This is a genomic window from Amycolatopsis sp. NPDC041971, from assembly GCF_055588925.1.
On the sequence record NZ_JBVJCE010000003.1, the window covers coordinates 403,101 to 415,168 of the forward strand.

The window sequence follows — 12,068 nt, forward strand, 5'->3', positions numbered from 1 at the left end:
AGGCGGAGCAATGGGTCACGGGCACGGGCATGGGATAGCCTCGCCGTCGAGCGCGTCAGGCCGCTACTTGAAGAGCTTGACGATCGCCCTGGTCATCGGCGCCGGCTTCATGGTCATGGAGTTCATCGTCGGGTTCGCCACGGGCTCGCTCGCGCTGATCTCCGACGCCGCGCACATGTTCACCGACGTCCTCGGGGTCGGCATGGCGCTGGCGGCGATCCTGCTCGCCCGGCGAAGCGGCCCGACCCTCACCCGGACGTTCGGGTTCTACCGGGCCGAGGTGCTCGCGGCCCTGGGCAACGCCATCCTGCTGTTCGGTGTCGCGGGCTACGTCCTGATCGAGGCCTTCGGCCGCATCAGCGACCCGCCGGTCGTGCCCGGCCTGCCCGTCCTGCTGGCCGCCGCGGCGGGTCTCGTCGCGAACATCGTCTCCTTCCTGGTCCTGCGCAAGGGCGCGGAGGAGAGCATCAACGTCCGTGGCGCGTACCTCGAAGTCATCGCCGACCTGATCGGCTCCGTCGGGGTACTGCTGAGCGGCGCGATCACGCTGCTGACCGGCTGGCGCTACGCCGACCCGATCATCGGTGTCGCGATCGGCCTGTTCGTCCTGCCCCGCACCTACGCCCTCGCCCGGCGCGCGTTGCGGATCCTGTTCCAGCACGCGCCGAAGGGGGTCGACGTCGCCGGGATCCAGGCCGAACTCGGCGGGCTGAAGGGCGTCGAGGACGTCCACGACCTGCACGTCTGGACGCTGACTTCGGGAATGGAGGTCGCTTCGGCGCACCTCACCATCGCACCGACCGTCGAGCAGGCGGCCGTGCTGACCGAAGCGCAGAATCTCCTGGCGGACCGCTACTCGATCGAGCACGCGACCTTGCAGATAGAAGTGCCCCAATGCGCGCAACGCTGCCGGGAGCTCTCCTGGTAGCGCCGCCTTCCGCGGATCGGCAGCCCTCGGGGGCACGAGTGGCGAGAACCAAGAGCGTTTTGGATACCTGGTGCGGCTGAAGTCGAAAACTCACCCCCCAGTACATGAAGGCCCCCTTCCTTGCGCCAGGCGCAAGGAAGGGGGCCTTCATGTACTTCACGCGACACTCAACGCCCGAATCCTCCATCGTCAGCCCTCGATGGGCGTGCGTGGTCAGAACCAAGGGCGTTTCGGATACCTGCCGCGGGGTGGGTCCGGGACGCCACACCGCGGGTACCTCGTGGCCACCGGTTCCGCTGAGCACCTGAAGCCGTGAAGGCCTCCTTGAGGGACCCAGAGTCCCTCAAGGAGGCCTTCACGGAACGACAGAGACCCAAAGCGCCGGCTCACGCAGGAAGCGGAGCGGCACCGCGCTCCTGCAACAGCCCCTTCATCAGGGCGATCTCGGCACCCTGCGAGACGAGCATGCTCCGCGTCAGCGACTTCACGTCCGCGATCGCCGTGTGATCGTGGCCGTACCGCGCCATCGCCGTCCCGCCCTCGTGGTGCCGCAGCATCAGCTGGAGGAAGAAGACGTCCATCTCCTTGCCGGTCAGCGACCGCAGTTTGGTCAGTTCGGCCGACGTCGCCATGCCCGGCATCGGGGCGCCGTTCGACGGCTTCATGCCGGCGTCGCCGTGCGCGCCGTGGCCTGCCATCGGTTCGGTCATCCAGGTCATGTAGGCACCGGTCGCCTGTTCGGGCAGGCCCCACAGGCCGAGCCAGCCTTTCATCCGGCCGACCTGGCCGGTCTGCGTGCGCTCGATGTCGAACGCGAGGGTCTTGATCGCCGGATCGGTCGTGTGGTCCCGCGCCCAGCCCGCCATGGTGACGGCCTGGAGGTGGTGCACCGACATGTCCTGCGCGAAGCCGGCCTCGACCGAGCCCGCGGCCGGGGTCGCGGGCTCCGCGTCGGAGTCGATCAGCCTGGTCGTCAGGGCGCCGAGGCCGAAGCCGAGGATCAGCATGACGACCAACGCGGCCCCGATCACCAGCCATCGGCGCTTGGTCGACCGCGAGGTGTCGTCCGGTTCGTCGACGTACTGGAGATCGGGGTCCACTTGGCTCACTACCTGCTCGCGGGCGCCGATGGCTGGGTGGCGGGCGCGGACGGCATGCCGCTCTGACCGGCGCCGGGCTGGTCCTGCTGCGTGCCGGCGGTGCCCTTGTAGTCCATCGGCTTCGCGTCCGGCCCCGGCGGGGTCGGGTCGAAGTCGCCCGGCTCGATCTGCGCGTCGCAGGTGGCGTCACGCTCGGGGTACGCGCCGTACGGGTTGGTGCGCAGCGCGGCGATGAACTGGTCGATCCGCTCGTCGGAGGCGGAGTCGAGCTTCAGCTGGTGGCCCCAGGACTGGAGCGAGATCGGCTTGTCCAGGTTCGGGTACGGCGACATCACCGTGTACGGCTTGCCCTCGACGCGCACCTTCAGCAGGTCCAGCGCCTCGCCGGTGACCTGCTGCGGGTTGTAGGCGATCCAGATCGCGCCGTGCTCGAGACCGTGGACCATGTTCTCGTTGCGGACGGCCTTTTCGTAGACGACGCCGTTGCACGCCGCCCAAGCCTGGTCGTGCGGACCGCCGAAGGGCGGGATCTTGTCGTAGGCCACGCGCTCGGCGGCCGAGACGTGCGCCTGGCCCGGGTACTCGGCGGTCACGACCCCGGGGATGCGCTTGGAGGGGTCCGGGTCCTGCTGCGAGGGCGCGAAGGCGGCAGCGGTCTCTTCGCGGGTCTTCTGCTCGCGCTTCGGCGCCGAGGCGACCATGTAATAGGTGACCACCGAAGCAGCCAGGGCGACGATCGCGACGACGGCGATGATCGTGCCCCAGGGCGTGCCCTTCTTGGACACGACGGAACTACGGGCGGCCTTCATGGCGTTCTTCGACGACGCGCCCTTTTTTCTGGTTGTCCCGTTAGCCATGGCTCCTGCGTTCTCCAAAGGGGGTGGTCCCTGCGCGGGCCAGTGTAGAGACCGCGCGTCTGGTCACCGTGAACAGCCGTAAGATCACCGGCTTGGCTCACACCTTCCGGCGGTCGCCGCGAACCCCGGACCAGGTCACACCTAGAATTCCGCGAGTGACTCCCGCAGCTCTCGCCGACCTGGTCCGTAACTCCGCCGTGCAGGTTCTCACCGCGCGCGGCCTCGACGATTCCGTGCTGCCGGAGAAGGTGACGATCGAACGTCCCCGCAACCCCGAGCACGGCGATTACGCGACCAACCTGGCGCTGCAGGTGGCCAAGAAGGCGGGGATGAAGCCCCGTGACTTCGCCGACGCGCTGGCCGAAGCCCTCGCCGCGACCGACGGTATCGACTCGGCCGAGGTCGCCGGGCCGGGCTTCCTCAACCTGCGGCTCGCCGCGGACGCGCAGGGGCAGATCGTCCAGCAGGTGCTCGACGCCGGTGAGAAGTACGGCCTAGGCGACGCACTGGCGGGCCTCAAGATCAACCTCGAGTTCGTGTCGGCGAACCCGACCGGCCCGATCCACCTGGGCGGCACGCGCTGGGCCGCGGTCGGCGACGCGCTGGGCCGCGTGCTGTCCGCGCAGGGCGGCCTGGTCACCCGGGAGTACTACTTCAACGACCACGGCGCGCAGATCGACCGCTTCGTCAGGTCCCTCATCGCCGCCGCCAAGGGCGAGCCCGCCCCCGAGGACGGCTACGCGGGCGGCTACATCAACGACATCGCCGCCGAAGTCCTCCGCCAGGAGCCGAGCGCGCTTTCGCTGCCGGACGAGGAGCGGGCCGAGACCTTCCGCCGGGTCGGCATCGAGCTGATGTTCACCGAGATCAAGCAGAGCCTGCACGACTTCGGCACCGATTTCGACGTCTACTTCCACGAGAACTCGCTGCACGATTCCGGCGCGGTCGCGTCGTCGGTCCAGCAGCTGAAGGACTCCGGCAACCTGTACTTCGAGGACGGCGCCTGGTGGCTCAAGTCCAAGGAGCACGGTGACGACAAGGACCGCGTCGTCATCAAGAAGGACGGCAACCCGGCCTACATCGCCGGTGACCTCGCCTACTTCCAGGACAAGCGCAAGCGCGGTTTCGACCTCTGCATCTACATGCTCGGCGCGGACCACCACGGCTACATCGCCCGGTTGAAGGCCGCCGCGGCCGCCTTCGGTGACGACCCGGCCGTGGTCGAAGTGCTGATCGGCCAGATGGTCAACCTGGTCGCCGAGGGCAAGCCGGTCCGGATGAGCAAGCGGGCGGGCACCGTGATCACCATGGAGGACCTGGTCGGCACCGTCGGTGTCGACGCGGCCCGCTACGAGCTGATCCGCTATTCGGTCGACTCCACTTTGGACATCGACCTCGATCTGCTGCGGAAACACTCCAACGACAACCCGGTCTATTACGTCCAGTACGCCCACGCGCGGCTGGCGTCGTTGCAGCGCAACGCTTCCGACCTCGGCCTCAAAACGGATGGCGATGTCGACTTCGGTTTGCTTACGCTGCCCGCCGAGGGCGATCTCATCCGCACACTCGGCGAATTCCCGACCGTCCTCCGCCGGGCCGCACTGCTGCGCGAACCGCACCGCGTCGCCCGGTACCTCGAAGAACTCGCCGGCGCCTACCACAAGTGGAACGCCGTCGGCCGGGTTCTGCCGAAGGGCGACGAGGAGACCACCCCGCTCACGTTTTCCCGGCTCGCGCTCTGTGAGGCCACTCGCCAGGTGCTGGCGAACGGCCTCACCGTGCTCGGTGTCTCTGCTCCGGAACGGATGTAACAAATGGCTCACCCCGCGGGCCCCCGCCACGCCGACGTCTACCCTCACGCCGACGCCTCCGGTTTCCCGCCGTCGAGTCCGGAAGAACTCGACAGGCTGTACCCGAAAGTCTGGCCCCGCAACACCTTCCGCGGCGGAGACGGCGTCGTGCGCATCGCCGGCGTCGACGTCCGCGAACTCGCCGAGAAGTACGGAACGCCGCTGTTCGTCGTCGACGAGGCCGACTTCAAATCCCGCTGCGCCGACTACGCCGAGGCGTTCGACGATCCGGCGCTCGTGCACTACGCGTCCAAGGCGTTCCTGTCCATCGAGATCGCCCGCTGGGTGGCCGAGCAGGGGCTGAGCCTGGACGTGTGCAGCGGCGGCGAACTCGCCGTCGCGCGGCGCGCGAACTTCCCGGCGGAGCGGATCACCTTCCACGGCAACAACAAGTCGCTGCCCGAGCTGGAAGCCGCCGTCGAAGCCGGCGTCGGCACGGTGGTGGTGGACTCCTACTACGAGATCGCGCGGCTGGCCGACGTCGCCGCCCGGCACGACGTCGTGCAGGACGTGCTGATCCGGGTCACCGTCGGCGTCGAGGCGCACACCCACGAATTCATCGCGACCGCGCACGAGGACCAGAAGTTCGGTTTCTCGCTGGCCTCCGGCGACGCGGCCGAGGCCGTGCGCCGCGTGCTCAACGCGCCGTCGCTCAAGCTGATCGGCCTGCACAGCCACATCGGTTCGCAGATCTTCGACGCCGACGGTTTCGAGGTCGCCGCCCGCCGCGTGGTCGGCCTGCTGGCCGAACTCGCCAAGGAGCACGGCACCGATCTGCTCGACCAGCTGTCCATCGTCGACCTCGGCGGCGGTTTCGGTATCGCCTACACCGACAAGGACAACCCGCCCCCGCCCGCGCAGATGATCACGCAGATCCGCGAGATCGTCCGCAAGGAATGCGAGTACGCGGGCCTTCCGGTGCCGAAGATCGCCGGCGAGCCGGGCCGCGCCATCGCCGGTCCCGGCACGATCACGCTGTACGAGGTCGGCACCATCAAGGACGTCTCGCTCGGCGACAAGGCCGCCCGGCGGTACGTCAGCGTCGACGGCGGGATGAGCGACAACATCCGCACCGCGCTCTACGACGCGGTGTACGACTGCCGTCTCGTTTCCCGCTCCTCCGACGACGACGGGGACGGCCAGGCCGCCGCCGCGCTGTCCCGGGTCGTGGGAAAACACTGTGAGTCCGGCGACATCGTCGTCCGGGACTGCTGGCTCCCCGACACTCTTGCTCCCGGCGACCTGCTCGCCGTGGCGGCCACCGGGGCGTATTGCTACTCGATGGCCAGCGGCTACAACCGGCAGCCGCGGCCCGCGGTGGTGGCCGTGCGCAACGGCAGCGCCCGCGTGCTGCTGCGGCGGGAGACGACGGACGACATGCTGCGCCTGGAGGTCTAGCAAGTGTCTACTGTGGATCCACGTGTGATCAGGGTCGCCCTGCTGGGCTGCGGCACGGTCGGCGGTGAGGTGGTCCGGCTGCTCACCGAGCAGGCCGGGGAGCTCGCCGCCAGAGCGGGCGCCCGGGTGGAGCTGGCCGGGATCGCGGTACGGCGCCCCGACAAGCACCCCGAGCTGCCGCCGGAACTGGTGACCTCCGACGTGACGAAGCTCGTCACCTCCGACGAGGTCGACGTCGTCGTCGAGCTGGTCGGCGGGATCGAACCGGTGCGGCAGTGGCTGCTCGACGCGCTCAAGGCCGGGAAATCCGTTGTCACGGCGAACAAAGCGCTGCTGGCCGAGCATTCCGCGGAGCTGTTCGAGGCCGCCGACGCGGCAGGCGTCGACCTGTACTTCGAGGCGGCCGTGGCGGGTGCGATCCCGTTGCTTCGCCCGCTGCGCGAATCGATGGCCGGTGACCGCATCACCCGTGTGATGGGCATCGTCAACGGCACCACCAACTACATCCTGTCCGCGATGGACTCCACCGGCGCCGGTTACGCGGAAACGCTGGAAGAGGCCAGCAGGCTCGGATACGCCGAGGCGGATCCGACGGCCGACGTCGACGGCTACGACGCGGCGTCCAAGGCCGCGATCCTCGCCTCGCTCGCGTTCCACACCCGGGTGACGGCGTCCGACGTGCACCGTGAGGGCATCGCCGACGTCACCGCGTCGGATCTCGCCGCGGCGAACGTGCTGGGCCGCACGGTGAAACTGCTCGCCATCTGCGAGCGCGTCACCGCCGACGACGGCACCGAATCCGTTTCGGCGCGCGTGCATCCGGTGATGATCCCGCGCAACCACCAGCTCGCCGGGGTCGGCGGCGCGTACAACGCCGTCTACGTCGAGGCCGACGCCGCCGGTGAGCTCATGTTCTACGGTCAGGGCGCCGGTGGCGCGCCGACCGCGAGTGCCGTGCTCGGCGACCTCGTCGCGGTGGCTCGAAACCGGGTCGTCGGCGGCCGTGGCCCGCGCGAATCCGCGCACGCCGCGCTCCCGGTCAGGCCGATGGGCCAGACGCCGACGCGGTACCACGTCAGTCTCGACGTGGCCGATCGAGCGGGCGTCCTCGCCCAGGTGGCCCAGGCGTTCGCCGGGCACGGTGTCAGCATCGCCGCGGTGCGGCAGCGCGACGCGAACGACACGGCCAGCCTGGTCGTGGTCACCCATCTGGCGCCGGACGCGGCACTGCGGTCCACTGTGGACGACATTGCCGAGCTCGATGTGGTGAACCAGGTCGTCAGTGTGATGCGTGTGGAAGGCGAAGACCAGTGATTCCCCAACCATGGCCAGGAATCATCCAGGCCTATCCCGACCGGATCCCGGTCCCGTCCGGCGCGAGGGTGATCACGCTCGGCGAGGGCAACACCCCGTTGCTGCCCGCCCCGCATCTCTCGGGGCTCACCGGCTGCGAGGTCTACCTCAAGGTCGAAGGCGTGAACCCGACCGGGTCGTTCAAGGACCGCGGGATGACCGTGGCCATCACGCACGCGCTCGCCAGCGGGCTCAAGGCGGTCATCTGCGCCTCCACCGGCAACACGTCGGCGTCGGCCGCGGCGTACGCGGCCCGCGCCGGGCTCACCTGCGCGGTCCTCGTCCCGCAGGGCAAGATCGCGATGGGCAAACTGGCCCAGGCCGTGCAGCACGGCGCGCGGATCCTGCAGGTGGACGGCAACTTCGACGACTGTCTCGAACTCGCGCAGAAGACCGCGATCGACTATCCGGTGACCTTGGTCAACTCGGTCAACCCGGTGCGCATCGCCGGCCAGAAGTCGGCCGCGTTCGAGATCTGCGACGTGCTCGGCCGGGCGCCGGACATCCACTGCCTCCCGGTCGGGAACGCGGGCAACATCACCGCTTACTGGGCCGGATATTCCGAGTACGCGGGCGATGGTGTGGTGAAGAACACCCCGCGGATGTTCGGTTTCCAGGCGGCCGGTGCCGCGCCGCTGGTGCACGGCGAGCCGGTGGCCGATCCGGACACCATCGCGACCGCGATCCGCATCGGCAGCCCCGCGTCCTGGGACGGCGCGATGAAGGCGAAGGACGCTTCCTCCGGGCTGTTCGAGGCGATCACCGACGAGAAGATCCTCGAGGCGTACCGGTTGCTGGCCCGCAAGGAAGGCGTTTTCGTCGAGCCCGCTTCGGCGACCAGCGTCGCGGGCCTGCTCGCCACGGCCGCGGACGGACGCCTCCCGAAGGGCTCGACCGTCGTGTGCACCGTCACCGGACACGGGTTGAAGGATCCGGCCACGGCGCTGGAGGGCAATGTCGAGGTCGAGCCGCTCGCCGTCGACCCGACCGCCGTCGCCGCCGCGCTGGACCTGCGATGACGCTGATCGAGGTCAAGGTCCCGGCGTCTTCGGCGAACCTCGGCCCGGGATTCGACACTCTCGGCCTGGCGCTCGCGCTGTACGACCGGGTCGAACTCCAGATCACCGACACGGGGCTCAAGATCGAGGTGACCGACGTCGGCGCGGGGGGCGTGGCCGACGTCCCGACTGACGAATCGCACCTGGTCGTCCGGGCTTTCCGCCGTGGTTGCGAGCACCTCGGACTCGAGCCGCCCGGCCTGCATCTGCGGTGTTTCAACGCCATCCCGCACGCCAGGGGTCTCGGCTCGTCCGCGTCCGCGGTAGTGACCGGTGTCGCGGCGGCGTACGCACTGGCTGAGAAGCCTTTGGACGACGACGCGCTGCAACTGGCCGCCGGGTTCGAGGGACACGCGGACAACGCCGCCGCGAGCCTGCTGGGCGGCTTCGTGATCGCCTGGAACGAGGGCGAGCGGTTCCGTGCCGAACGGCTCCAGCCGCATCACGACATCCGGCCCGTGGTCGCCATTCCGGCGCTGCGATCCTCGACGGACGCGACGCGCGGACTGCTTCCCGCGCAGGTCCCGCACGCCGACGCGGCGTTCACGGCGGGCCGCGCGGCGCTCGCCGTCCACGCGCTCACCGCACGCCCCGACCTGTTGCTCTCCGCGACCGAAGACCGGCTCCATCAGCATTACCGGGCGCCCGCGTATCCGGCGAGCAGCGAACTGGTGCGCGCGCTGCGGGCCGAAGGGGTGGCCGCGGCCATCTCCGGAGCCGGTCCGACCGTGCTCGCGCTGACCACCGGCGGAATACTCCCGGCGGGAGTCGACTTCACGTCTTTCGAAGTCACCGAGTTGCCGATCGATCCGGGCGGCGTCCAGGTTGCGGCCCAGTAAAGCCTCGGTCACAGGCAGGCGCCTCGCCCCGCCACGCGGGGGGTGGTTGTTGCACCGGGCCGTGGCGCGGTCTACCCTCGGGGGCGTTCGATCACCGTGCGTTTCCGCACCCGGTGCCGGTCCAGGTGACCAGTGTCATCCTTGGCTCGCATCCTTCGTTGATCCGCCAGTTCCGCACAGAGTCCGGCAACAGCACAGCCTGGCAAGCGGGGGCTGGCAGGTCGACGCAGGCGGGTTCCCGGTTCCGGCGGTGCCGAATTCCGCTTCCTCCGTTTGGAGGACGCAAATCCCTGTGCTGGAGGCCTTCTAGCTGTGTTCAACACGGCCGAGGAGCTGATCGCCCGTATCGGGGGCCAATTACGCCGTTTCGCAATCGGACGCGAGCGGCGGTCCGCTGATCCACCTGGAGGCGTGGATCGGTCAGGAAGGACATTTGTGAGCAACACCGATCTTTTGAGCGACGTCGAAGGTGGCGCCGCCGAGTCGAACGGCGCCGGCGCTCCCAAGCGCGCGGTCGGCGGATTGACCGGCAAGACCGTCGCCGAACTGCGCTCGATCGCTGGGGACCTCGGCATCGGCGAGACGACGGGCATGCGCAAGGGCGATCTGATCGCGGCCATCCGCGAGCGCCAGGGCAAGACCAAGCGCAAGACCCCCGCCGCGGCGAGCGAAACGCTTCCGCTCGAGGGGATCGATGCACCGCGCAAGGCTCCCAAGGCCGAAGCGCCCAAGGCCGAAGCACCCAAGACGGAGGCCCCGAAGCAGGAGGCCCCGAAGGCCGAAGCGCCGAAGGCGGAAGCCGCCCCGGCCGAAGCCCCACGTGCCGAAAAGGTCGTGGAGAACGGCACCGCGCCCGCCGCCGAGCGGCCCGCGCAGCAGGAGAACGGCCAGCAGGACGGCCAGTCGCAGCAGGAAGAGGGAGGCCGCAGCCGACGTCGTCGCGGTTCCAACCGCGCCGCGGGTTCGCCCGAACAGGGTGGCCAGCAGCGTGAGCGTGGCGACCGCGGTGAGCAGCGTGAGCGTGGCGAGCAGCGTGACCGCGGTGAGCAGCGTGACCGCGGTGAGCAGCGCGACCGGGGTGACCGCAACGAGCGTGGCGACCGTGGTGAGCAGGGCGGAAACCGTCAGGGCAATCGCGACGGCAACCGCGATAACCGCGGCCAGGACCGCCAGCGCAACCAGCAGGGCGGCGGCCAGGACAACAGCCAGCGTCAGGGCCAGGGCCAGCAGGGTGACGACGACGAGGAAGGCGGCCGTCGCGGCCGTCGCTTCCGCGACCGTCGCCGCCGGGGTGCCGGCGGTGGCCGTGAACAGGCCGGTTCGCCCGACACCGAGATCCGCGAGGACGACGTCCTGCTGCCCGTCGCGGGCATCCTGGACGTGCTCGACAACTACGCGTTCGTGCGTACCTCGGGCTACCTCGCCGGGCCGAACGACGTGTACGTCTCGCTTTCGCTGGTCCGCAAGTACGGCCTGCGGCGCGGTGATGCCATCACCGGTGTCGTGCGCCAGCCGCGTGACGGCGAGCAGCAGCGGCAGAAGTTCAACCCGTTGGTGCGCGTCGACTCGATCAACGGCCTGGAGCCGGACGAGGCCAAGCGCCGTCCCGAGTTCACCAAGCTGACCCCGCTGTACCCGAACGAGCGACTGCGTCTCGAGACCGAGCCGCACAAGCTCACCACCCGCGTCATCGACCTGGTGATGCCGGTCGGCAAGGGACAGCGTGCCCTGATCGTGTCGCCGCCGAAGGCCGGTAAGACGACGATCATGCAGGACATCGCGAACGCGATCTCGACGAACAACCCCGAGTGCCACCTGATGGTCGTGCTCGTGGACGAACGTCCGGAAGAGGTCACGGACATGCAGCGGTCGGTGAAGGGTGAGGTCATCGCCTCCACCTTCGACCGCCCGCCGTCCGACCACACCTCGGTCGCGGAGCTCGCCATCGAGCGCGCGAAGCGGCTGGTCGAGATGGGTCACGACGTCGTCGTGCTGCTCGACTCGATCACCCGTCTGGGTCGTGCGTACAACCTGGCGGCCCCCGCGTCCGGCCGGATCCTCTCCGGTGGTGTCGACTCGACGGCGCTGTTCCCGCCGAAGCGGTTCCTCGGCGCGGCTCGCAACATCGAGAACGGCGGCTCGCTGACGATCTTCGCCACGACGATGGTCGAAACCGGATCCACCGGTGACACGGTCATCTTCGAGGAGTTCAAGGGCACCGCCAACGCGGACCTCAAGCTCGACCGGAAGATCGCCGAGCGGCGCGTGTTCCCCGCGGTGGACATCAACCCGTCCGGTACCCGCAAGGAAGATCTGCTGCTTTCGCCGGACGAGCTCGCGGTCATCCACAAGCTGCACCGGGTGCTGCACGCGCTGGACTCGCAGCAGGCCATCGACCTGCTGATCTCGCGACTGCGGAAGACGAAGACCAACATCGAGTTCCTCATGCAGGTCTCGAAGACGGCCCTCGGCTCGAACGACGACGACTGATCCTTCGGTCGCCTTCGGCACTAGGGGGAGGCCCCTTTCCTCGCGCTGGACGTGAGGAAAGGGGCCTCCTTGTATTCCGGCAGCCAGACCGCGCTGGGCCGGGTGGGGGGGGGGGGGGGGGGGGGGGGGGGGGGGGGGGGGGGGGGGGGGGGGAGGAAAGAGCGAACCGAACAGGAGACGAGCAGCCAGGGCGGG

At 69.3% G+C, this 12,068-nt stretch carries 9 protein-coding genes; 7 read left to right on the top strand and 2 right to left on the bottom strand.

Annotated elements, in window-relative coordinates; genetic code table 11:
* Positions 1–10 precede the first annotated feature (10 nt).
* Positions 11–928, top strand: a complete 918-nt coding sequence (locus tag ACZ6DT_RS10125; RefSeq protein ID WP_465591518.1) for a cation diffusion facilitator family transporter — start codon at positions 11–13, stop codon at positions 926–928.
* A gap of 386 nt (positions 929–1,314) precedes the next feature.
* On the opposite strand, the gene ACZ6DT_RS10130 is transcribed toward ACZ6DT_RS10125, so the two are convergent.
* Complete coding sequence (locus ACZ6DT_RS10130) at positions 1,315–2,028, bottom strand: DUF305 domain-containing protein (protein ID WP_465591861.1); 714 nt, start codon at positions 2,026–2,028, stop codon at positions 1,315–1,317.
* Between the two features lie 8 nt (positions 2,029–2,036).
* Positions 2,037–2,837: a DUF3105 domain-containing protein gene (locus ACZ6DT_RS10135; protein WP_465591864.1), complete on the bottom strand. Its 801-nt coding sequence runs from the start codon at positions 2,835–2,837 to the stop codon at positions 2,037–2,039.
* A gap of 203 nt (positions 2,838–3,040) precedes the next feature.
* On the opposite strand from ACZ6DT_RS10135, the gene argS reads away from it, so the two are divergent.
* From argS to rho, 6 genes are all read left to right on the top strand, one after another.
* Positions 3,041–4,696, top strand: a complete 1,656-nt coding sequence (gene argS / locus ACZ6DT_RS10140; RefSeq protein ID WP_465591521.1) for an arginine--tRNA ligase — start codon at positions 3,041–3,043, stop codon at positions 4,694–4,696.
* Positions 4,697–4,699: 3 nt separating this feature from the next.
* Entirely contained in the window at positions 4,700–6,133 is a 1,434-nt protein-coding gene (lysA, locus tag ACZ6DT_RS10145) for a diaminopimelate decarboxylase (RefSeq protein WP_465591524.1), read from the top strand.
* Between the two features lie 3 nt (positions 6,134–6,136).
* Complete coding sequence (locus tag ACZ6DT_RS10150; protein ID WP_465591527.1) at positions 6,137–7,447, top strand: homoserine dehydrogenase; 1,311 nt, start codon at positions 6,137–6,139, stop codon at positions 7,445–7,447.
* Positions 7,444–8,505: a threonine synthase gene (gene thrC / locus ACZ6DT_RS10155; protein ID WP_465591529.1), complete on the top strand. Its 1,062-nt coding sequence runs from the start codon at positions 7,444–7,446 to the stop codon at positions 8,503–8,505. Before ACZ6DT_RS10150 ends, thrC begins: the two co-directional genes overlap by 4 nt.
* On the top strand, positions 8,502–9,383 hold the full coding sequence (gene thrB / locus ACZ6DT_RS10160) for a homoserine kinase (RefSeq protein WP_465591532.1): 882 nt from the start codon (positions 8,502–8,504) through the stop codon (positions 9,381–9,383). The genes thrC and thrB overlap by 4 nt, the downstream gene beginning before the upstream one ends.
* A gap of 435 nt (positions 9,384–9,818) precedes the next feature.
* Positions 9,819–11,873: a transcription termination factor Rho gene (gene rho / locus ACZ6DT_RS10165; RefSeq protein WP_465591535.1), complete on the top strand. Its 2,055-nt coding sequence runs from the start codon at positions 9,819–9,821 to the stop codon at positions 11,871–11,873.
* The last annotated feature ends 195 nt before the right edge of the window (positions 11,874–12,068 follow it).